Genomic DNA, 20,504 nt, shown 5'->3' with positions numbered 1-20,504 from the left:
TAGCTATTGTGTGCCTTTTTTTGTGCCGTTAGAGTGTAAAATTATCTAAATCTTGGTTAGGTTCAAAATCACCAAGCCTTTCAAGCTCAGTATCTTGCTGCATTTGCTCGTGCCAACGCGCCTCGTCCCAAATTTCAAACTTATTCATCAAACCAACCAGCATGATTTTTTTGCCAAGAGATGCATGGGCACGTAATGACGGCGCAAGCAAAATTCGACCATTTTTATCAAGTTGATACTCTGTAGCGTTACCTAGCAACATACGTTGCATTCGTCGAGCTCGTGGATTCATATTAGATATTTTCGCTAAACGGCTTTCTATTTCGAGCCACTCAGCCAATGGATATAACCATAAACACGGTTCATTTAATGCGACGGTACAAATAACTGTCCCCTGATCTTCAGACAACAGAGATTCTCGGTACTTTGTCGGTACCGCAAAACGCCCCTTATCATCCAAACTCAGTGAACTCGCGCCACGAAACATAAAAAACCTACTTTGAAATTGTTTTATTCAATTTCTTGTTTATTTTATCCAATGAGATCCACTAAAAACCACTTTTTACCACAGTGCTCCAGTTTAGGGCTTGACAAGCCATTTTGTCAAGTAAGCTGACCAGCTTTAGTGAGTCCCAAAGCTAGAAAAAATAAGGGCTCAAGCGAAGCGTTTGAATTACGTGGGAAAAAGTGGGATTGAGGTAAAGAAAAATATCAGCTTTGCTTTTATAACTTTCTGTTTACATGCTTTGCTTACTGAATAACCAATGAATATTTACAATTTTTAAGGCATTTTTATCCTCTTTGTAAAATTTACCTAGCCGTGTAGTAATAGTTACTGTTTATTTTAAAATACTAATTATCAAAAATTAAAAACTACAAACAAAACCTATCAAATTCAGTCAGTTAAAATAAATAACAAGTTTGGTTTAATCATTGCATCATCTAAATCACTATTTAAATTTTTAACTTATTAAGGATTGATTATGGCTACTGCAACGAATACGAAACCAAATACAACTTCAGATGTTAAGCCTGACGTTAAACTAACAAATACTGAGTCTCCTCTTACAGAGAAAGCAACATCAGCGGCGCACGATGCTGTAGATGCACTTTCTAGCAAAGCTGCAACAGCTGAAAGCAGTGTGCGTAAAGGAGCTTCTAGCTCAGCAGATGCATTGAGCGAAAAACAACTTATCGCACGTGAAAAACTAAGCGAATGTACTGCAAAAACTCGTGCTTTTGCTTCTGAAAATCCATTAGCAACTGCGGGTATTGCTTTTGCTGCGGGTATGCTAATCACATCACTACTTCGTCGTAAGTAATTAGTGATGAATAACCCACAAACAACAGCAACCAAGGATGGTAATGCGCAAGACCAAACTACTGAGCAACATAGACAAAAGGACGATTGGCAAGATCATGTTGCAATGCTTTTAGAGTATTCTAAGCAGCTCAAGGATGATTACCAAACTCAAGGAAAGATCACCCACCAGCTTGCTAAAGCTGAATGGCGGTTATCGCTTAGATCGCTTGCATTGATCACTATATTTTTAGGATGCTTTGCCAGTGGTTTGGTTTTGTTGTGGGCAGGATTTCTAGGTGCTGTTGGATACGGTGTATACGATGTTTTTGGGTCGGTATGGCTAAGTATTGCAACAGCTACTTTGCTACAAGTTGCTTGTTTAATATGGCTTTGGAAAAATACAGTTTACTTAAGCAATAAAATTGGCTTTAGTAAAACGCTTAAAAGTTTAAAGCAGCTATTTAACCTACAAGGAAATTAGTATGTTAGTTAACTACTTAATTAAAGCACCTAATGAAAACGTTGATGCTCTAAGTAAGCAAATGGATACGCGCAGTGAATTGAAACGCCAACATCATGCAGCGTTCCAATATAGACTAAAGCGTTTTGCCGTAACCAAAGTTGGGCTTTCAAGTGCCTTTATCGCAGGTGCAGCAGTACAAGCGGGTAAAAGCGAAACCAGCTTCGTAAGAAAATACGGCTGGCTAGTGAACTTAATAGCTTAAGCGCTAAACATTTCTACCGTGATCAGATAAGTAATCAATACTTGGACCACTTGGCACAACTTGTGTTGGGTTGATCATTGTGTGACTAAAATAGTAATGACGCTTAATATGATAAAAATCAACTGTTTCAGCCACTCCTTTAACTTGATATAGCTCCCTAAGGTATCCACTTAATGCAGGATAGCTTTCAATTGTGCGTAAATTACATTTAAAATGGCCAACGTACACACTATCAAACCGAATGAGTGTAGTGAATAGTCGCCAATCTGCCTCGGTGAGCCTATTACCTGTTAAATAACGCTGCTTGCTCAGTATCCCTTCTACTTTATCGAGTGCTTTGAATAAATCGTTAAACGCCTCTTCGTATGCATCTTGAGTTGTTGCGAATCCCGTACGATAAACACCATTATTTATATTTTGATAAATCAACGCATTTAATTCATCAATTTTTGGTCGTAGTGCCTCTGGGTAGTAATCATCGTTATTACCTGTTAATTCATTAAATGCACTATTGAACATACGTATAATATCGGCAGACTCATTACTGACAATTTTATTTAGCTTTTTATCCCACAATACGGGTACGGTAACTCGCCCGGAATACTTAGGATTATTTTTTATATACACTTGATGTAAGTAGTTACTATTAGATAAAGCATCACCAGTACTGTGGTTTTGCGTATCAAAAGCCCAACCACTATCAAGCATATCAGGGCTAACAACCGACACCGTAATTAAATCTTGCAACCCTTTTAACGCTCTAAATATAAGCGTTCGATGCGCCCAAGGACACGCAAGTGACACATATAAATGATACCTGTTCGCTTGTGCTTTAAATCCGGCCTCGCCCGTTATTCCAGCGCTACCATCAACAGTTACCCAGTGACGTAACTGCGCCGTTTCGCGTTCAAACTTACCGTTACTTGAATCTGTGTCGTACCATTTATCTTGCCATTGGCCGTTAACTAATAATCCCATAAAACTCTCCTAAAAATACCGTTATATTTTGCCAAACTCACCGTTTTGATAATCACGCACTGCTTGCTGTACTTCTGCTTGCGTCGTCATTACAAACGGCCCCATATGAGCAATAGGTTGATTAAGTGGATCGCCTGCTAAAACCAAAACACCAGCGCCGTGCTCAGAGCTAATATTAATATCACTGCCTGGTTCTAAAATAAGTAACTTACCCGCTGGTATTGTTTGATTGTCGCTCATTATTAGTGAGCCGCTATGAATATAAAGCATTACTTTTTGTTGGCTAAGAGGCTCTAAATAAGTGCTTTTACCAGCAGGTAATGTAATATCAGCGAGCGCCGCATTAGCAGCTAAACTTTGCAGCTCGCTTGCAAGCGTTTCACTTTCGAACTGCCACGATCCCGCAAGTGCTTTTAACGTCACGCCTTGCGTATTTGTAAAACTAGGAGCTGGGTTTTTAGTCGTATCTTGATAACGTGAATCACGCATTTTTTCTGCGCTTGGCATGTTTATCCAAATTTGAAAGCCATGCAGACCATCTATAGCATCAGCGAGTGGCATTTCACTGTGCATGACGCCGCGCCCTGTGCTCATCCATTGCACATCGCCTGCTTTAATTGCTTCTTTGTTACCCATTTGGTCACGATGTTCAAAGCCACCTTTTAGAATATAAGTAAACGTTTCAATTCCTCGGTGCGGATGCTCTGGAAAGCCTCCCATATAATCTTTTTTGTCGTCTGACTTAAGTTCATCAATCATCAAAAACGGATCTAAATATTTACCATCAAACCCAGGTATACGGCTAATGCTCACGCCATCGCCATCTTGAGTTGCATAAGCTGTAAGTATTTTTGATATTTTCATTTTTTAATTCACTCTAAAGAATAAGTTTATGAGGCTATTAAATCATTCATTAAACAAAATAACTATGTCTTTAAATCGAGCTTAAGGTTCTATAAAATAGAACGACATTGATTCATTGGTTACATTTTCAACCTTATAATTACTATGGTTATTTGGAGTGAATTTGGCTACAATTGTTATTGCAAAATACGAAACTAAGGAATGGTTATTTTTACTTATTCTCTCAAACATCAGCTTTATCGTTTGCTTATATTGCTAAGTATTCCGGGCACCGCTGTAATTATTTTTACTCTGCTGCTTGAACGCCACCACTCTATTGAGCAAAGTGAAAAAAAAGTAGAAAACATTGCTAAGCAATTAATTTTACAGCAAAAGCACTTAGTCGATGATATTGACCGTTTAGCGCGTTATTTGGCTAAAGAGGAAAGTAAGAAAGAAAATCTAGCTACGTCATGCCCTAATTATTTTAATCAATTTAGAGCTATTTATGCCCATATTGCCAATATCGGGATTATAGATCCAAATGGCATTGTTATGTGTACAACAAGCGGATTAACCAAAACAATAAGTATTGCAGATCGTGCGTATTTTCAAAATGCCTTAAAAAGTAACCAATTGTCAGTAGGTTATTTTCAGCACGGAAGAAACTTGCAAAAAAACACCCTTAACTTTGCGTTACCTATCATTAATAAAAAAAATGTAATTCAGGGCGTTGTAGTTATCGTTGTTGCGCTTGACTGGTGGAACAATGCTTTTAATAATATTGAACTGCCACCTGGCTCTATTGCTGCAATCGCTGATTCTAATGGAAAAATTTTAGCGCGTTACCCACCAACAACTGCAGCCCTTGGCGATAATATTGCAAAGACTTTATTAGCAACTGATTCTTCGATTGATAATGAGGCATCAACAAAAATAAAATCTATTAAGGGTGAAGATCGAATGCTTCATCACTCTATTATTTATAAAGATCCGAGTAATAACAGCTTAAATATATATATTGCACTTCCTATTACACATGCTTTAAAGCAAATAAATAATAATTTTTTTATAGCGATTGGTGTGTTTATTTTATCACTGCTAGTGCTATGTTTAATTGCACGTAAGCTGCTTAAAACCAGCATTATCGACCCAATTAATAATCTAACAAATGCAACAAACGTGTTGGCTAAAGGCGAAATGCCGTCACAAAAAATACAGCCAAATAATCCAGAGCTAAATACTCTCTATCAGCGCTTTAAATCAATGGCGCAAACCAGGTTAACAGCCGAGGCTAATTTAAAAAACAAGCACGATGAGCTTACCAGCTTGCTTAATACTCTACCCGACAGTTACGTTAGAATTAACATCCATGGCGATATTCTCAACATAACGGGGCAATTTAAGCCTCAAGTAAACCCAAACAGCACTGCAGCACCTCATTTATCATCAATACTTTCTCACAACAATGTGCAGCTTTTGTTATCGCAGTTATCTAAGCTTGATGTTTCGAGTAATTTAGAATTTACACTCGAAAAATCAGATCCTAAACGTAGCTTTGAAGCACGTATTAGTGCAATGCAAAGTATAAATGAATACGTTGTTGTGCTAAGGGATATAACACAACGAAAAATAAATGAAGAAGCACTCCACCTTGCCTTGCTAGTGTATAACAACAGTAGTGAAGGCATGATAATCACCGATCCAGCGGGTATAATATTTGATGTAAACCCTGCGTTTTGCAAAACGACTTTATATAGTAAAGAAGAAGTTATTGGGCGCTCCTCTTCAATTCTTTCATCAGGAAAACATGATAAGAATTTTTACAATAAAATGTGGTCTGAATTACAGCAAACAGGCCGCTGGCAAGGCGAGGTTATTAACCGTAAAAAGAACGGGCAGCTTTACTCTGAGTGGCTCACAATCGATACGGTTTATGATACAAACAACGCACCTATTCGTCGAATCGCGATATTTACAGACCTCACTGAGAAAAAACAAGCCGATGAAACAATTTGGCGACAAGCTCACTATGATCACCTAACTGACTTACCAAATCGTTTAGAGTTAAAGGAGCGATTAAATCAACGATTTTCAAGCATTGTTACTCCCGACAATCAATTGGTTGTCATGCTTTTAGATATAGATCACTTTAAAGATATTAATGACACATTAGGCCATCACTATGGCGATAACTTATTAAAACTCGTATCGCAACGCATAGTTCAGTCGGCAAAAAATGCTGAGTTTGTGGCACGTATTGGTGGTGATGAGTTTGTTATTGTGTTTAATCGTATAAAAAGTACGCGTCATATTAATCAAATTGCCAGTAATATTTTGCTTAGCCTATCGTCGGCTTTGCATCTTGAAAACGAAGAGTTATTTATTAGCGCCAGCATGGGCATAGCATGCGCCCCTAATGATGGTGAAAATACTGAACAGCTTTTAAAAGCAGCCGATCAGGCTATGTATAAAGCAAAAAGTAATGGTCGTAACTGTTTTGAGTTTTTCTCTGCTGACATGCGCGAATATGCACACGCGCGCATGGTGCTATTAAAAGACTTACGAAGTGCCATTGAACTTGAACAATTTGAATTGTTTTATCAGCCCATTGTTGCTTTGAATGATTTACATATTCATAAAGCTGAAGCACTTATTCGTTGGCAACATCCCGAAAAAGGCCTAATTAGCCCTGTCGCATTTATTTCACTTGCTGAAGAGACCAGGCAAATAAATGCAATTGGCCAATTTGTATTTGCTCAAACCTTGCAAACGCTTAACGATATAAAAACCCTAACCGATGATACTTTTCAAATAAGTGTAAACGTGTCGCCAGTGCAGTTATCCACGCCAGAGAGTGGTATAGATGAATGGTACGATATGCTAAAAGCTGCAAAATTACCTGCATCCTCAATTGTGGCAGAAATAACTGAAGGCCTAATGATTAACCCCGAAGCATTAACGCAACGTCGCTTAAAAGAAATAGTAAAATCAGGTATGCAGCTTGCCCTTGATGATTTTGGTACAGGATATTCGTCACTCGCTTACTTACAAGAAATGGATACCGATTATTTAAAAATAGATAAACGTTTTGTTGATAATATCCAAGTAGGCAGTCAAGAACTTGCACTGTGTGAAGCAATAATTGTTATGGCGCATCAACTGGGCTTAAAAGTAATCGCCGAAGGAATTGAAACTAAATTACAAATGCAGCTATTACTTGAAGCCGGATGTGATTACGGACAAGGTTATTTATTTTCAAGACCTTTAAATAAAAGCAGCTTTATGGCACTTCTATCTGATAAAAAAGTCGCTTTATTAAAATAAATAAACAAAAAATTACTGTTACGCAATAAATAATGCGTCTGCGCGGTCAAGTTAAGCAATCAGATATAAGTAGTAACAGGATTTAAAAATGGCAAAAGCAACATTAGAGCAATGGCGAATGTTTAAAGCGGTTGTGGATCACGGCGGATTTGCAGGCGCAAGTGCGGCTGTACATAAAAGTCAGTCAACCGTACACCATGCTGTTCAAAAACTTGAAGCCGCCTTGCAAATTAAGTTGCTTGAAGTAAAAGGTCGTAAAGCATTTTTAACCGATAGCGGTAAACTAATTTTACGCAGAGCTGAATTTTTAATTGAAGAAGCAACTAAAATAGAATCGGTAGCGAGCACACTAAGCGAAGGCGTAGAAAGCACATTAAAAATAGCTGTTGATGAAGTTTTTCCACACACCATTTTATACCAGGCACTTGCTAAAACGAGTGAACTTTACCCGCTTTTAAAGATTGATTTAGTAGAAAGCGTGCTAACCGGTGCAAACGAATTACTACATAACTCAGTGGTTGATTTAGCCATTTCATCAATTCCTATCTATGGAATTAGTTGCAGTACGTTATGCGATATAGAGTTTATAGCCGTTGCGCATAAAGACCATGTATTACACCAACAAACTGAACAACTCAACTTTCGCGATTTAAAGCTACACCGGCAAATAGTAGTTCGCGACTCAGCAATCCACACCAGTCACAATGATGGCTGGTTAGGTGCTGATATGCGCTGGACAGTCAGCCATTTACGCAACTCTATTGATATGGTTAGTCAAAATTTGGGTTACGCTTGGCTGCCAAAAACACAAATAGCACATTTAATTGAAGATAAAACGCTCATCCCACTTAATTTAGACCAAGGTACAACCCGTACCCTTAATTTATATTTAATGTGCAACGACAACGACAGGCTTGGTCCTGCAGCACAAGAGTTTAAAGAGCAGCTTATAGCTCTCACTAACTTTAGCTAATAGCTATTCGTTTTTTACATCGAGGTGATCTGCCACATAGGCGCCTCGCTGCCCACGCTCTTTAGCTGGGCCTATAGTACTGTCTTTACCTGTTTGCTGCTCAGTAGCTGCATTAATAACAGCACCTAATGTGATTATATAAGCGCTGATATACAACCACATCAACATGATCACTACACCACCTAGTGAGCCGTAAGTTTCGTTGTAACTAGAAAAACGCGACACATAAAAAGAAAAACCTATAGATGCCAAAATCCAAAGTACAGTAGCAATAGACGAACCCATCGTGATCCAACGCCATTTGGCCGGTTTACGGTGTGGGGCATAACGATATAAAAGTACCAATGCAAAATTAAAGGTAAAAGCTAATAATGGCCAAGAGATGAGTTTAATTAATAAATCTATACTTTCTTTTAGCCCCACTAAATTAAGCACAATAGGTAAAATACCAATAATTAATAACGCAAAAATTGCGACAACAATCGCCCCTACCGAAAATAAAAAGCGTACTAATTGAGCTTTAAAAAATGAACGTTTATCATATTCACGATAACTAATATTACACGCAGTAATAAGTGCTTGGCTGCCCTTAGAACTACTCCAAATGGTAAGTATAAGCGTACCAATTGCACTTAAGCTCAAGCTGGCACTTGATGTTTTTGCAAGGCTAGAAACCTGAGATAAGATTAGTTCACTGGTACTTGGTGGGAGCAAAGTAACTATTTTACTTAAATGATCACTAATATCTGCAGGGGATGAAAAGTATGCATACACAGATACCATCGCCGCAATGGCCGGAAAAATAGCAAGTAACGCATAAAATGCCACACCCGCTGCCACTATAGATAAGTTATCTTCACTCATTTGCTTAAAAATGCGCTTAACAATATCCCACCAACCTATAAAAGGGATATGACCAGGCTGCTCAGCTTGCTGTCCTCGTTTAGCTTCTTTCATTCTAAACCTCAATATTTGTATTACATTACTACAGCAAAATGTTTGCCAAGTTAAATAAAGTATTTGGTACTAAACTTGCTGTTACCTAATATTAACGATTATAAAAACCAAACACGGACGATAAGCCATGCCTAGTAGCCAATCAAACATTATAGCTTTAAACAATACGCCTCCCAGCACGCAAAGTTTTCAAGGCGATGTGTTTACGTGGCAGTTTTTTCATGAACAAGCTGTGCAATTACTTCATGCAACAGCGCAAATATTACCCACACTATTACTCGGTATAATACTTTTAGCATTAAGCTATTTAATTGCAGGGCCACTTTCTCGATTGCTTATAAAGCCTATTGACTACATGACTGACAGTAAACTAGTTCATTTAGTTGTAAGGCGCAGCATAAGCACTTTAATTATTTTATTTGGCGTGTACTTATTCCTGCGTTTAGCAGGGCTTACCGAGTTTGCTGTCGCCATTATGAGTGGCACGGGACTAATAGGACTTATATTAGGTTTTGCCTTTAGAGACATAGCTGAGAACTTTATCGCCAGTTTATTACTGAGCATACAAAGGCCTTTTAAAATCGACGATGTAATTGAAGTAGACAATCGTTTAGGTATTGTTAAAAAAGTAACCGCAAGAGCAACCACACTTGTTGATTACGATGGCAATCATATTCAAATACCCAATGCGACGGTATATAAAAATACTATTAAAAACCTGACTGCCAATCCAAAAATGCGCGGAAAAGTAGAAATTGGTATTGGCTATGATAACGATATACGTAGCGCACAAACCCTCGCCCTAGCTATTGCCAATCAACAAAATGCGGTGCTTAGCGATCCACCTGCGCAGGTTTTAATAAAAAACTTAGGCTCATCTACTATTAACTTCGTTTTGTATTTTTGGGTTAATAGCGAGCAACACAGTCCATTAAAAGTAGCTTCCCAGCTTATGCGCGAATTAGTCAATGAGTTCACAAAACAAAACATCAGCATGCCTGATGACGCACGAGAGAGAATTATACTCACCGACCCTAATGAAAATGTTTCTAGTATAGGGGAAGAACAACCATCGCAAATACAAAACGAAAAGAATGAAACAGTTGATCAAACTAAAACACTTGATGATGTAAGCAGTGATACCGACGAAATACGTGAACAAGCAGAGCAATCTCGCGATCCAGAACAAGGTAAAAATATTATTTAAAGATGCTGAAGTTGTATTAACTAAAATTTAGACACAAAAAAGCCCGCAGTGTTAACTGCGGGCTTTTTATTGAATGAGTGAGTCAGCCTATAAGCCGGGTTTTGTCCTTTCCGAAGAAAGTGATAATCATTCGTCTAGGCCATAAATCGCTCTATGGCTCAAGCAACCTACCCGGTTCTCACGTGGGCCACGCGTTCATTATTTAAAATGATAGAACCCTATTTGGTCTTGCTCCGAGTGGAGTTTACCTTGCAACCGACTATTACTAGCGGCCCGGTGCGCTCTTACCGCACCCTTTCACCCTTACCAATCGAGATTGGCGGTCTCCTCTCTGCTGCACTTGTCGTAGGCTCACGCCCCCCAGCCGTTAGCTGGCACTCTGCCCTATGGAGCCCGGACTTTCCTCCCCCTGATCATTTTCGTCACAGGCAGCGATCATCTTGGCTGACTCGGCGCGCAGTATACATGAGGCTAATACTAAGCGCAGTAAAATTTACTCTTTTTCTTCAATAATTGTTTTATATAAAGCGTTTTTCTTCATACCAAAGTATTCGGCTACAACGCCACAGGCTTTTTTCATTGGCATTTCACTCTCAAGAAGTGCCAGCATTTTGCGCGCTTCTGGCGGAACATCGTCTATTTGCTTTGGTTTACCCGCAAGCATAAGCACTATTTCGCCGCGCTGCTTGGTAGGATCATCAGTTAAAAATTGTTTAAGCTCACTTACACTACCATTAAAAAATGTTTCAAAGGTTTTGGTTAGCTCTTTAGCAAACACGACTTGCTGCTCATCACCAAGGGCTAGTGCTAAATCATCAAGGCTTGCCATAATACGGTGCGTACTTTCGTACATTATGCTGGTAATGCCTGAGTTAACAGCTTCGGTAAAAAAGTCTTGGCGAGCTTTGCTTTTAGCTGGCGTGAAACCAATAAACTGAAAGCGGTCAGTTGGTAAGCCTGAACAACATACGGCTGTAATTGCAGCACATGCACCTGGAACAGGTGTAACATGAGCGCCTTGTTCGCGACATAGATTTACCACAGCGTAGCCTGGATCACTAATTAGCGGTGTACCAGCGTCAGATACTAAAGCAATATTTAAACCTTGATTAAGTTGATCAATAATTTGCTGTGCTTTTTGCTTTTCGTTGTGGTCGTGTAATGCAAACGTTTTTGCCTTAATTCCAAAGTGGCTAAGTAGCTTGCCGGTATGGCGAGTGTCTTCAGCAGCTATTAAGTCAACTTGCGATAATGTCGCAATGGCACGGTGACTTAAGTCGTCATAATTGCCAATTGGGGTGGCAACAATGTAAAGAGTGCCAATTTTCTGTGAATTCTCCTCATTTAACATTGAGGTCTCCTGCGTCAGTCAGTAATATAAGCAAATCGCGTTAACGTATTGGGAAATCATTGTGCGACTTAAACTAGTTAGTCTATTAATTATATTGTCAGGGTTATCGGCGTGTAGCACAACCGAAAAACCAACTAAAAACAGCGATAACGTAAGTAACCGCACTAATGCTCTGCAAAATCAGGCAACCAGTGCGCAATCTATCTACCAATTGGCGCAAAACCGCCAAGGTGCCGATAAAATACAGTTATTGTATAGTGCCCGTGATGCTGCGATTAGTGAGCAAAATTGGCCTTTGTTAGAGAGAATTGGTAATGAGCTTGAATTAACCGCAAGTGTTGATCAAATCCAAAACCGTCTTTATATTGCATTTGCACAAAAACAACAGAATAAGAATGATCAAGCTTTGGTGATTTTACAATCGCTAGACGGACAACTTACTCAACCTGAGCATTTTGCATGGCATCAGTTTTTAACAGCCAGTATTTATGCATCGCAAAATTTTCCTAAAAAAGCTACCCCCTACTTCTTTAGAGCCTCTGAAACAGCAACAAAAAACAATATAGAAATCCCTCAGCTCAATCAAAATTTGTGGGATAACTTAAAACAGCTCTCTTCATATGCGCTTGAACGTTTTAACCGTGGTTCGGTTATCCAGCAAGGCTGGGTAAACCTTGGTCTATACTATCAAGTATATGCAAGTAGCGGCGTGGAGCTAGACCAAGCAATTAATAATTGGCGCAGACGCTATATTGGGCATCCGGCTTTTTCTGTATTACCTGAACAGGACGAAATGCTTACTGAGCTCGCCCCTATTAATATAGAGCGTTTAGTTGTGTTGTTTCCACAATCAGGCCCTAACGAACGCTTAGGTGATGCGCTTAAAGCCGGTGTGTTAGCTGCACTTGATACGCAAACTATCAACGACACTATTTTTATTGATGAAAACCTAAGCACTGAGGAAATCGCAGCGCAACTTGAAGAAATAAAGCCTGATTTTGTAATTGGTCCTCTACTTAAAGCAAATATTGATAAACTAGCCAATGCACAAACTCTTATTGATACTCCGGTACTGCATTTAAACACTTTTGATGGTGAGCGCATTTCGCTTCAGCATTATTACTTTGCATTGAACCCTGAGCACGAAGTACAGCAAGCTCTGGAACACTTTTTAACTAAGGGCTATCAAAAGCCTATGCTGCTTGCGCCAAATAATGCAAATGGCCAACGTTTAGTTGATTATTTTAACCTACAGTGGCAACGCTACAGCGAAACCAAGCCACAAATCGGTTTTTATAACGATAAAAAAGATATGCCGAACACAATTACCAGCTTATTAGAAGTTGATAAGTCAAAAGATCGCATACAAACAGTTAAAGCATTATTTAAGCAAGAAGTAGAAAACGAAACGCGTTCACGCAGTGATATAGACGTTATTTATATTTTGGGTGATGCAATAGAAACTCGCTTAATTAAACCTTACCTTGATGTAAACGTCAGTACATTTGCTGATCGTATCCCACTTTATGCAAGCTCTAAAAGTCATAGTAAACAAATTGACAGTACAGACAAAGGCGACTTAGACGGCCTATACTTCACTGAATTACCGTGGATGCTTGATTCACAAATTAAACAACATAATTTACGCCAGCAGTACAACTCTCTATGGCCTGAGCAAATTGATATTAGCCAACGCTTATTTGCAATGGCGTACGATGCAGTATCAATATTACATGACATTAGACAGTTAAGCGTAATGCCAGGCAACCAATATAGTGGTTTAAGCGGTAAGCTATCTGTTAATACCAGCGGCCATATAGAACGTATGCTCGACTGGGCTCAATATACAAACCGTCGCATTAAGCCTGTGCAATTAGAAACACAACGCCCGGTACCATTGTTTATGCAATCAGCGGGTGATATACAAACTATAAATTAAACTTTATTAAGTTAAGGGGGCGGCATGTCGTGGTTTAAAGAGCTGTGGCACAATAGTCGCGAAAAAGGCCAGTATTATGAGCTTGAAGCGCAAAAATACTTAGTTACTCAGGGCTTAACACCCATTGAACGTAATTATTACTGCCCCTTTGGCGAGCTTGATGTCATTATGAAAGAAGGCGACACCCTTGTATTCATTGAGGTCAAGTTTCGCAAAAATAATGCCCGTGGCGGTGCCAACTATGCACTTAGCCCACAAAAACAAGCTCGATTAAAACGTAGTATTTATCATTACTTAGCAGCTAAAAATTTAACTAACCAAGCACTAAGAATTGATTATGTAGCCATTACAGGAGAAGCATCTCCTAATATTAATTGGCTTAAAAATGTATTTTAAACGCAAATACAAAGATAAATTATTGGTAGGCTATGCAAGACACAATTAAAGAAATTTTTACAGAAAGCATTCAAGTTCAAATCGCTGCTGGTGAAGTGCTACCTAGTGCGCTTGAGTCAGCTGCATTTACTATTGCACAAAGTCTGATCAACGGAAATAAACTCATTTGCTGCGGTACTGCTAATTGCCACATGCTCGCCCAGCACATGGCGGGTGTATTGGTTAATCACTATGAAACCGAGCGTCCTTGTTTGCCGGCAATTGCTCTATCGCAAGAAAACGTTAACCTTGGACAAAGTACTCAGGTAGACGATCACGATACATTTGCTCGTCAAGTCCGCGCTTTTGCCCAGCAAGGTGATTTATTGCTTGTACTGGCTATTAACGGTAACGAAAAACATGTTATTTCTGCCGTTGAAGCTGCACTAACTAAAGATATGAAGGTCATAGTTATGGTTGGTGATGATGGTGGCGAGTTGGTTGGCCTACTTGGCCCTAACGATGTTGAAATTAGATCCCCATCTAAACGCCCTAGCCGCATTATCGAATCCCATTTAGTTAACTTACATTGTTTAAGCGAACTTGTTGATTTAACGCTTTTCCCTCAGGATGAAAATTATGTTTAAACGCTCTCTTATTGTTTTAGGTACTGTTGTATTACTACAAGGCTGCGCAGCTGCTGTTGTTGCAGGTACAGCCAGTGCAGTAACTGCAGCGAACGATCGCCGTACCATTGGCTCTCAAATTGACGATAACAATATTGAAATAAAAGCGAGTATTGCACTTAGCGAAGTAGAACGCCTTGAAAAGTTTGCCAATATAAGCGCTGTAAGCGTTAACGGTATTGTTTTACTTGTAGGCCAAGTATCTAATGAAGAAATGAGAAACGAAGCACAGCGTACCATTGAGGGCGTTTCAGGTATTCGTAAGATACATAACCAAATTCGTATTGGCTCAAATATTGGCATTACTACACAAACGCATGACTCTTGGTTAACTTCTAAAGTAAAAGCTCAGCTACTAACAGCAAAAGACATTAGCAGTAATAACATTAAAGTAGTTACTGAAAACGCTGAAGTATTTTTAATGGGTTTAGTATCTGACTCTGAGTCTACTCAAGCTGTAAACATTGCCCGAAATGTATCTGGCGTAGAGCGTGTAATTAAAGTATTTGAATACTTGTAAACACAAAATACAGACATAAAAAAACCGCTTATTAAGCGGTTTTTTTTTGCATTTACTTATTATTTAATAACGCGTAAATGAGAGCCTTTTTTCTTCTGTGGCTTTTCTGGTGGTGTTTCATCAATAAATTCAGCTGATGAATCAACACTTTCAAGCTCAGGCACAAAATCGTCTTCGTCCTCTAAAAACTCATCTGCAGTAAAGACTGTTCCTTCGCCATTTTCACGCGCGTATATTGCAAGCACAGCACCTAGAGGCACATACACTTGCATCGGCTGACCACCAAAGCGCGCATTGAAGCTAAGTTGGGTTAAGTCTAACGAAAACTGTGTGACCGCTGATGGACTTATGTTTAAAACAATTTGTCCGTCTTGAACAAACTGTGTTGGCACTTGTACATTTGCAAACCCAGCGTCTACCACTAAATGCGGTGTACACTCGTTATCGACTATCCAATCAAAAAAAGCACGTAATAAATAAGGACGATTAGGCGTCATTATAAACGGATCTCACGCTCAGCTTCAGTTAAAGAGGCTTGGAATGACTCACGTTCAAATAAACGGATCATATACTCTTTAAGCTCTTTAGAACCTGCACCATTAAGCTCAATACCAAACTCTGGTAAACGCCATAATAGTGGAGCTAAATAACAATCTACTAAGCTAAACTCTTCACTCATAAAGTAAGGTGCTTCGCTAAAAATAGGTGCTACAGCAAGTAATGCTTCTGTTAGCTCTTTACGAGCTTGAGCAGCATCTGACGTGTTGTTACTGATTTTGTCAGCTAGGCTGTACCAATCAGTATCAATACGATGCATCATTAAGCGGCTACGACCACGCATTACCGGGTAAACAGGCATTAGTGGAGGATGAGGAAAACGCTCATCAAGGTATTCCATGATGATGTTTGCCTGGTATAAACCAAGCTCACGGTCAATCAGTGTTGGCACTGTGCCGTAAGGGTTAATTTCGTGAAGTGCTTCTGGCAAGTTATCTTTTTCAGCCAAATGAATATCTACACTTACACCTTTTTCCGCAAGTACAATACGTACTTGGTGGCTATACATACAGTTAGCACCAGAAAAAAGGGTCATTACAGGGCGCTTATTGGCAGCTACGGCCATGCCTATACCTCCATTAAATAACTAAAACAGCAAAAGGGGCTTAAGCCCCTATTGCAAAATTACCTTTAAAAATGTTCAACTTAATGAACATCTCTCCAGTATTCTTTCTTAAGCATAAATGCCAAGATAAATAGAATTATTAAGAATCCTATTACCTTAATACCTAGCGCTTCCGATTCAAGACGTGAAGGTTCACCCACGTACTCAAGGAAGTTTGTTAAATCACGAGCCGCTTGGTCGTATTCATCTACGCTTAATTCACCCGTACCATCAGTTTCAGTAGCAATAACTTTGGTCACAGTGTGGCCATGTTCTTCTACTTCTTTAGTGATAGGCGTTGGTAAACCTTGTAGTTCTTGAAGAACATGAGGCATACCTACCGATGGAAAAACAATATTGTTAACTCCAAACGGGCGAGATTCATCTTTATAAAACGATTTTAGGTACGTGTAAATATAATCTGGTGATTTTACACGTGCAATAAGAGTTAAATCCGGCGGAGCCGCACCAAACCATTTTGCTGCATCGTCTTTTGTAATTGCGTTTGTGATATGGCTACCGACTTTAGAGCCGTCAAAAATTAACTGCTCTAAACCAACTTCTGTTGGGATACCGATATCACGAAAAGTACGCTCATAACGTTGATACTGCATTTGGTGACAACCAAGACAGTAGTTCATGAACAACTTTGCACCGCGTTGTAAAGATGGTTGATCAGTAAGGTCGTTATTCGCTTCCATTAAAGGAACCGACGGACCTGCTGCCATAACCATGTTAGGCAACAAGTTTACTGATAAAGCAAATAAACCAATAATAAGCTTCTTCATCATTTCGTTAACCTCTCTGGCAATGGCTTAGTTTTTTCGTTCTTACTGTATACAAACAACAGTACGAAGAACATAAAGTAAGTCACAGTACAGATTTGAGAAATAATCGTTTTCATATCAGTTTGTGGAGTTGCACCCACCCAACCAAGAAGAACGAAAGTTACAACAAAGCCTGCAATGTTCCATTTATGGAAACCACAACGGTAACGAACCGATTTAACTCTACCACGGTCAATCCAAGGTAGTAATGCAAGTACTACAATCGATGCACCCATCGCCGCAACACCGATTAGCTTATCAGGGATTGCACGTAAGATTGCATAGAATGGCGTAAAGTACCAAACCGGGAAAATATGCTCAGGTGTCTTAAGTGGGTTAGCTGCCTCGAAGTTTGGACCTTCTAAAAAGAAGCCATTCATCGCCGGCATAAAGAACACAACCCAACAAAACAGTATTAAGAAACCAACCACACCCACAATATCTTTAACTGTGTAGTAAGGGTGGAACGGTATCGCATCAACAATGTCTTTTTTGTTAGTGTAATACTCATGGAATTTAAATTTAGGCTTATCTTCTTCAGCTACTGAGCCTTTCTTACGTTTAATCTCAATACCTTCAGGGTTATTTGAACCCACTTCGTGTAGAGCAACAATGTGTAAGAAAACTAAGATTACAATAACCAGTGGTAGTGCAATTACATGTAATGCAAAGAAGCGATTAAGCGTTGCACCTGATATTACGTAGTCACCACGGATCCAAAGTGTTAAGTCATCACCAATAACCGGAATAGCACCGAATAATGAAATGATTACTTGTGCGCCCCAGAACGACATTTGGCCCCATGGTAATAAGTATCCCATGAATGCTTCAGCCATTAGCGCTAAGAAAATGAACATACCAAATAACCACAGTAATTCACGCGGTTTTTGGTAAGAACCGTAGATCATGCCACGGAACATATGCATATATACAACGATGAAAAACGCTGATGCACCTGTTGAGTGCAAGTAACGTAGTAACCAGCCATATTCTACATCACGCATGATGTACTCTACCGAGGCAAAAGCACCTTCAGCAGACGGAACAAAGTTCATCGTCAACCAAATACCTGTTAGTATTTGGTTGACTAGTACTAACATGGCTAGTGAGCCAAAAAAGTACCAGAAGTTAAAGTTTTTAGGTGCTGGATACTGTGCAATGTGCATGTTCCAAACACGTGTCATTGGGATTCGGTCGTCTATCCAACCAATAATCTTACCAAACATTAGGCTACCCCTCTTTCTTCGCCCACTAAAATAGTGGTGTCATCTAGAAAAGTATAAGGTGGTATTTCTAAGTTTAATGGTGCAGGTACCGATTGAAATACTCGACCAGCCATATCAAATTTAGAACCGTGGCACGGGCAGTAGAAACCGTCATCAGTCCCTTCTACTTTCTCACCAAAATTACCTTGTAAAAAGCCTGGTGAACATCCTAAATGCGTACAAATACCTACAGCCAAAAATATTTCTGGACGTAATGAACGGTAATCATTTGTTGATGATTCTAATTGTTGTGGCTCTTGCGATTGCGGATCACGAAGTTGACCTTCATGTTCTTTCATCTGCTCAAGCATTTTTGGGGTACGTGATACAACCCATACAGGTTTACCACGCCACTCGACACGTATTAATTGTCCAGGCTCAAGTTTGCTGATATCTACTTCTACAGGCGCACCCGCAGATTTAGCTCGCTCACTTGGATTCCAAGACGCAATAAAAGGAACAGCAGCCCCAGCCGCACCAACACCACCTACAACAGAGGTAGCTATGGTTAAAAAGCGACGTCGGCCATTGTCTACAGGCGCATTGCTCATCCACTTATCTCCACTATGATTCTCAACACTTGCTATATTGAGAACATCAGTTACAGCAGGTTAATTATTCGAAATTTTTAAAATAGAAGCGATCATAATTAAAACCCTTGATTAAAACAAGGTTATTCAAAGCCCCATGCTCGAATAAACCTGACTTGATCAAAAATTTGATTAAGCTAGCTCGAGAATAAAGCCGAACGACTATAATAACGCTTCTGTAAAAACAATATACTGACCGAGATCAACACCACTAAGAGGAAACAGTAAAAACTGTACATAGTGTCGTTAAACTCACTCATTTTACTTCCACGCCAATTGTAGCAAAAAATTCCACCAATTAACTGATGGATTTAAACTAATTACGATAATTATTTAACTTTTTTGCAGCTATCTGAGTGTTTTTTAACTTTCGTTCGATTAATACGCAGTTATTAATAAATTTGATCATCATTAATTACAGCAATACCAAGTATGGCGACCGCTATAAACAAATTTAAATTAAGTAGCAAATGTAAACTTTTTGATTTGAAAACAAAAAACCCAGCATAAGCTGGGTTTTTGAATTCTTGATAACGTATAGATTAACGTTTTGAGAACTGTGGACGCTTACGCGCTTTCTTAAGACCCACTTTCTTACGTTCAACTTTACGTGCATCACGTGTAACAAAACCTGCTTTACGAAGTTGTGGACGTAGTGACTCGTCAAACTCCATAAGTGCACGAGTGATACCGTGACGGATAGCACCAGCTTGACCAGTTGTACCACCACCAGAAACGGTGATGTAAAGGTCAAATTTTTCAGTCATATCAACTAGCTCAAGAGCTTGATGAACAACCATGCGTGCTGTTTCGCGACCAAAATACTCTTCTAGAGAGCGTTTGTTGATTACGATGTTACCAGTGCCTGGGCGTAAGAATACGCGAGCACTTGAACTTTTACGACGACCTGTACCGTAGTATTGATTTGCCATGATGGTGCTCCTTAAATGTCTAGAACCTGAGGCTGTTGTGCAGCATGGTTATGCTCAGTACCTGCGTAAACTTTAAGTTTACGGTACATAGCGCGGCCTAAAGGACCACGTGGCAACATGCCTTTTACAGCTTTCTCGATGATCATTTCAGGCTTTGCAGCTTGAAGTTTATCAAAAGTAGTAGACTTAAGGCCACCTGGAAAACCAGAGTGAGCGTAGTACACTTTATCTTTGAATTTGTTACCAGTTACAGTAACTTTTTCAGCGTTGATAACGATGATGTAATCACCAGTATCTACGTGAGGAGTGTATTCAGCTTTATGCTTACCGCGTAGGCGGTGAGCGATTTCAGTAGCGATGCGACCTAAAGTTTTACCTTCAGCGTCAACTACGTACCAGTCACGTTTTACTGTTTCTGGTTTAGCAACAAACGTTTTCATTTATAAAAATCCAATGTTTTTCAATTAAAACCACAAGTAGTTAATATTAACTACTGCTCTAAGTTTGCTATAACCCCTTCGAGTTTTAGACTTTTGCGCCGCTC

Annotated in this window: 22 protein-coding genes and 1 other RNA gene; 10 read left to right on the top strand and 13 right to left on the bottom strand. The window is 39.4% G+C overall.

The features are described from left to right. Positions 1-28: 28 nt before the first annotated feature. A complete protein-coding gene (gene mraZ / locus GQR53_RS05595; protein ID WP_007582904.1) occupies positions 29-487 on the bottom strand; it encodes a division/cell wall cluster transcriptional repressor MraZ in 459 nt (152 codons plus the stop codon). Between the two features lie 496 nt (positions 488-983). Here mraZ and GQR53_RS05590 point away from each other — a divergent pair, with 496 nt between their 5' ends. Genes GQR53_RS05590 through GQR53_RS05580 form a run of 3 tightly spaced genes read left to right on the top strand, consistent with a single transcriptional unit; the run spans position 984 to position 2,028 of the window. Continuing rightward, positions 984-1,322, top strand: coding sequence for a hypothetical protein (locus GQR53_RS05590; RefSeq protein ID WP_002957982.1), 339 nt, complete (start codon positions 984-986; stop codon positions 1,320-1,322). A 6-nt stretch (positions 1,323-1,328) separates the two neighbouring features. After that, positions 1,329-1,784, top strand: a complete 456-nt coding sequence (locus GQR53_RS05585; RefSeq protein ID WP_165743103.1) for a hypothetical protein — start codon at positions 1,329-1,331, stop codon at positions 1,782-1,784. Between the two features lies 1 nt (position 1,785). Then, positions 1,786-2,028, top strand: a complete 243-nt coding sequence (locus tag GQR53_RS05580; RefSeq protein WP_024596383.1) for a hypothetical protein — start codon at positions 1,786-1,788, stop codon at positions 2,026-2,028. Between the two features lie 3 nt (positions 2,029-2,031). Here GQR53_RS05580 and GQR53_RS05575 read toward each other — a convergent pair whose 3' ends face one another. Together GQR53_RS05575 and GQR53_RS05570 are read right to left on the bottom strand one after the other, a co-directional pair. Continuing rightward, complete coding sequence (locus GQR53_RS05575; protein WP_165743102.1) at positions 2,032-3,006, bottom strand: glutathione S-transferase family protein; 975 nt, start codon at positions 3,004-3,006, stop codon at positions 2,032-2,034. Between the two features lie 21 nt (positions 3,007-3,027). Continuing rightward, positions 3,028-3,870 carry a pirin family protein gene (locus GQR53_RS05570; protein WP_165743101.1) on the bottom strand — a complete coding sequence of 281 codons (843 nt, stop codon included), beginning with the start codon at positions 3,868-3,870 and terminating at the stop codon, positions 3,028-3,030. 201 nt (positions 3,871-4,071) lie between these two features. Here GQR53_RS05570 and GQR53_RS05565 point away from each other — a divergent pair, with 201 nt between their 5' ends. Together GQR53_RS05565 and GQR53_RS05560 are read left to right on the top strand one after the other, a co-directional pair. Continuing rightward, positions 4,072-7,176: an EAL domain-containing protein gene (locus tag GQR53_RS05565; protein WP_165743100.1), complete on the top strand. Its 3,105-nt coding sequence runs from the start codon at positions 4,072-4,074 to the stop codon at positions 7,174-7,176. An 88-nt stretch (positions 7,177-7,264) separates the two neighbouring features. Beyond that, a complete protein-coding gene (locus tag GQR53_RS05560) occupies positions 7,265-8,149 on the top strand; it encodes a LysR family transcriptional regulator (protein WP_165723745.1) in 885 nt (294 codons plus the stop codon). Between the two features lie 3 nt (positions 8,150-8,152). On the opposite strand, the gene GQR53_RS05555 is transcribed toward GQR53_RS05560, so the two are convergent. After that, positions 8,153-9,106 carry a YihY/virulence factor BrkB family protein gene (locus GQR53_RS05555; protein WP_024595416.1) on the bottom strand — a complete coding sequence of 318 codons (954 nt, stop codon included), beginning with the start codon at positions 9,104-9,106 and terminating at the stop codon, positions 8,153-8,155. 127 nt (positions 9,107-9,233) lie between these two features. Between GQR53_RS05555 and GQR53_RS05550 the strand changes: the two genes are divergently transcribed. After that, positions 9,234-10,313, top strand: a complete 1,080-nt coding sequence (locus GQR53_RS05550) for a mechanosensitive ion channel family protein (protein ID WP_165743099.1) — start codon at positions 9,234-9,236, stop codon at positions 10,311-10,313. 74 nt (positions 10,314-10,387) lie between these two features. Here GQR53_RS05550 and rnpB read toward each other — a convergent pair. Both rnpB and rsmI read right to left on the bottom strand, forming a co-directional pair. Further along, an RNA gene (gene rnpB, locus GQR53_RS05545) (RNase P RNA component class A) lies at positions 10,388-10,765 on the bottom strand. Positions 10,766-10,806: 41 nt separating this feature from the next. Continuing rightward, positions 10,807-11,664 (bottom strand): 16S rRNA (cytidine(1402)-2'-O)-methyltransferase, encoded by an 858-nt coding sequence (gene rsmI, locus GQR53_RS05540; protein ID WP_024595588.1) that lies wholly within the window; start codon positions 11,662-11,664, stop codon positions 10,807-10,809. Between the two features lie 61 nt (positions 11,665-11,725). Here rsmI and GQR53_RS05535 point away from each other — a divergent pair, with 61 nt between their 5' ends. From GQR53_RS05535 to dolP, 4 genes are read left to right on the top strand one after another with little or no spacing between them, the layout of a single operon-like run. Further along, a complete protein-coding gene (locus GQR53_RS05535) occupies positions 11,726-13,603 on the top strand; it encodes a penicillin-binding protein activator (protein WP_165743098.1) in 1,878 nt (625 codons plus the stop codon). 24 nt (positions 13,604-13,627) lie between these two features. Then, the gene (locus GQR53_RS05530; protein ID WP_002957970.1) at positions 13,628-13,999 is read left to right on the top strand and encodes a YraN family protein; all 372 of its coding nucleotides are present in this window, start codon (positions 13,628-13,630) and stop codon (positions 13,997-13,999) included. Between the two features lie 32 nt (positions 14,000-14,031). Further along, positions 14,032-14,625: an SIS domain-containing protein gene (locus GQR53_RS05525; RefSeq protein ID WP_002957968.1), complete on the top strand. Its 594-nt coding sequence runs from the start codon at positions 14,032-14,034 to the stop codon at positions 14,623-14,625. Continuing rightward, the gene (gene dolP / locus GQR53_RS05520; protein WP_002957967.1) at positions 14,618-15,184 is read left to right on the top strand and encodes a division/outer membrane stress-associated lipid-binding lipoprotein; all 567 of its coding nucleotides are present in this window, start codon (positions 14,618-14,620) and stop codon (positions 15,182-15,184) included. Before GQR53_RS05525 ends, dolP begins: the two co-directional genes overlap by 8 nt. Positions 15,185-15,243: 59 nt before the next feature. Here the strand turns inward: dolP and GQR53_RS05515 are convergent, their stop codons facing one another. The 7 genes from GQR53_RS05515 to rplM form a co-directional block, all read right to left on the bottom strand. Next, complete coding sequence (locus tag GQR53_RS05515; RefSeq protein WP_002957966.1) at positions 15,244-15,681, bottom strand: ClpXP protease specificity-enhancing factor; 438 nt, start codon at positions 15,679-15,681, stop codon at positions 15,244-15,246. Then, on the bottom strand, positions 15,681-16,307 hold the full coding sequence (gene sspA / locus GQR53_RS05510; RefSeq protein WP_002957965.1) for a stringent starvation protein SspA: 627 nt from the start codon (positions 16,305-16,307) through the stop codon (positions 15,681-15,683). The genes GQR53_RS05515 and sspA overlap by 1 nt, the downstream gene beginning before the upstream one ends. Before the next feature lie 80 nt (positions 16,308-16,387). Next, on the bottom strand, positions 16,388-17,137 hold the full coding sequence (locus GQR53_RS05505; protein ID WP_002957964.1) for a cytochrome c1: 750 nt from the start codon (positions 17,135-17,137) through the stop codon (positions 16,388-16,390). Further along, positions 17,134-18,399, bottom strand: a complete 1,266-nt coding sequence (locus tag GQR53_RS05500; protein ID WP_002957963.1) for a cytochrome b N-terminal domain-containing protein — start codon at positions 18,397-18,399, stop codon at positions 17,134-17,136. Before GQR53_RS05500 ends, GQR53_RS05505 begins: the two co-directional genes overlap by 4 nt. Continuing rightward, entirely contained in the window at positions 18,399-18,989 is a 591-nt protein-coding gene (petA, locus tag GQR53_RS05495; RefSeq protein ID WP_002957962.1) for a ubiquinol-cytochrome c reductase iron-sulfur subunit, read from the bottom strand. Before petA ends, GQR53_RS05500 begins: the two co-directional genes overlap by 1 nt. 581 nt (positions 18,990-19,570) lie before the next feature. Beyond that, the gene (gene rpsI / locus GQR53_RS05490; RefSeq protein WP_024595789.1) at positions 19,571-19,963 is read right to left on the bottom strand and encodes a 30S ribosomal protein S9; all 393 of its coding nucleotides are present in this window, start codon (positions 19,961-19,963) and stop codon (positions 19,571-19,573) included. An 8-nt stretch (positions 19,964-19,971) separates the two neighbouring features. Continuing rightward, on the bottom strand, positions 19,972-20,400 hold the full coding sequence (rplM, locus tag GQR53_RS05485; RefSeq protein ID WP_002957960.1) for a 50S ribosomal protein L13: 429 nt from the start codon (positions 20,398-20,400) through the stop codon (positions 19,972-19,974). Positions 20,401-20,504 lie beyond the last annotated feature (104 nt).

The sequence above is a fragment of the Pseudoalteromonas sp. Z9A6 genome (assembly GCF_011378805.1).
Taxonomy (GTDB): Bacteria; Pseudomonadota; Gammaproteobacteria; order Enterobacterales; family Alteromonadaceae; genus Pseudoalteromonas; species Pseudoalteromonas distincta.
Note: the sequence above shows the minus strand (reverse complement) of the source record. Positions and strands in the feature narration are given on the sequence as shown.

Excerpts from the sequence above, each read along its gene's own strand:
- GQR53_RS05560 (WP_165723745.1), top strand. The coding sequence starts at position 7,265 with ATGGCAAAAGCAACATTAGAGCAATGGCGAATGTTTAAAGCGGTTGTG.
- rplM (WP_002957960.1), bottom strand. The coding sequence starts at position 20,400 with ATGAAAACGTTTGTTGCTAAACCAGAAACAGTAAAACGTGACTGGTAC.
- GQR53_RS05575 (WP_165743102.1), bottom strand. The coding sequence starts at position 3,006 with ATGGGATTATTAGTTAACGGCCAATGGCAAGATAAATGGTACGACACA.
- GQR53_RS05505 (WP_002957964.1), bottom strand. The coding sequence starts at position 17,137 with ATGATGAAGAAGCTTATTATTGGTTTATTTGCTTTATCAGTAAACTTG.
- sspA (WP_002957965.1), bottom strand. The coding sequence starts at position 16,307 with ATGGCCGTAGCTGCCAATAAGCGCCCTGTAATGACCCTTTTTTCTGGT.
- GQR53_RS05530 (WP_002957970.1), top strand. The coding sequence starts at position 13,628 with ATGTCGTGGTTTAAAGAGCTGTGGCACAATAGTCGCGAAAAAGGCCAG.
- GQR53_RS05550 (WP_165743099.1), top strand. The coding sequence starts at position 9,234 with ATGCCTAGTAGCCAATCAAACATTATAGCTTTAAACAATACGCCTCCC.
- dolP (WP_002957967.1), top strand. The coding sequence starts at position 14,618 with ATGTTTAAACGCTCTCTTATTGTTTTAGGTACTGTTGTATTACTACAA.
- GQR53_RS05585 (WP_165743103.1), top strand. The coding sequence starts at position 1,329 with ATGAATAACCCACAAACAACAGCAACCAAGGATGGTAATGCGCAAGAC.
- GQR53_RS05590 (WP_002957982.1), top strand. The coding sequence starts at position 984 with ATGGCTACTGCAACGAATACGAAACCAAATACAACTTCAGATGTTAAG.
- petA (WP_002957962.1), bottom strand. The coding sequence starts at position 18,989 with ATGAGCAATGCGCCTGTAGACAATGGCCGACGTCGCTTTTTAACCATA.
- GQR53_RS05515 (WP_002957966.1), bottom strand. The coding sequence starts at position 15,681 with ATGACGCCTAATCGTCCTTATTTATTACGTGCTTTTTTTGATTGGATA.
- GQR53_RS05555 (WP_024595416.1), bottom strand. The coding sequence starts at position 9,106 with ATGAAAGAAGCTAAACGAGGACAGCAAGCTGAGCAGCCTGGTCATATC.
- rsmI (WP_024595588.1), bottom strand. The coding sequence starts at position 11,664 with ATGTTAAATGAGGAGAATTCACAGAAAATTGGCACTCTTTACATTGTT.
- GQR53_RS05500 (WP_002957963.1), bottom strand. The coding sequence starts at position 18,399 with ATGTTTGGTAAGATTATTGGTTGGATAGACGACCGAATCCCAATGACA.
- GQR53_RS05525 (WP_002957968.1), top strand. The coding sequence starts at position 14,032 with ATGCAAGACACAATTAAAGAAATTTTTACAGAAAGCATTCAAGTTCAA.
- GQR53_RS05580 (WP_024596383.1), top strand. The coding sequence starts at position 1,786 with ATGTTAGTTAACTACTTAATTAAAGCACCTAATGAAAACGTTGATGCT.
- mraZ (WP_007582904.1), bottom strand. The coding sequence starts at position 487 with ATGTTTCGTGGCGCGAGTTCACTGAGTTTGGATGATAAGGGGCGTTTT.
- GQR53_RS05570 (WP_165743101.1), bottom strand. The coding sequence starts at position 3,870 with ATGAAAATATCAAAAATACTTACAGCTTATGCAACTCAAGATGGCGAT.
- GQR53_RS05565 (WP_165743100.1), top strand. The coding sequence starts at position 4,072 with ATGGTTATTTTTACTTATTCTCTCAAACATCAGCTTTATCGTTTGCTT.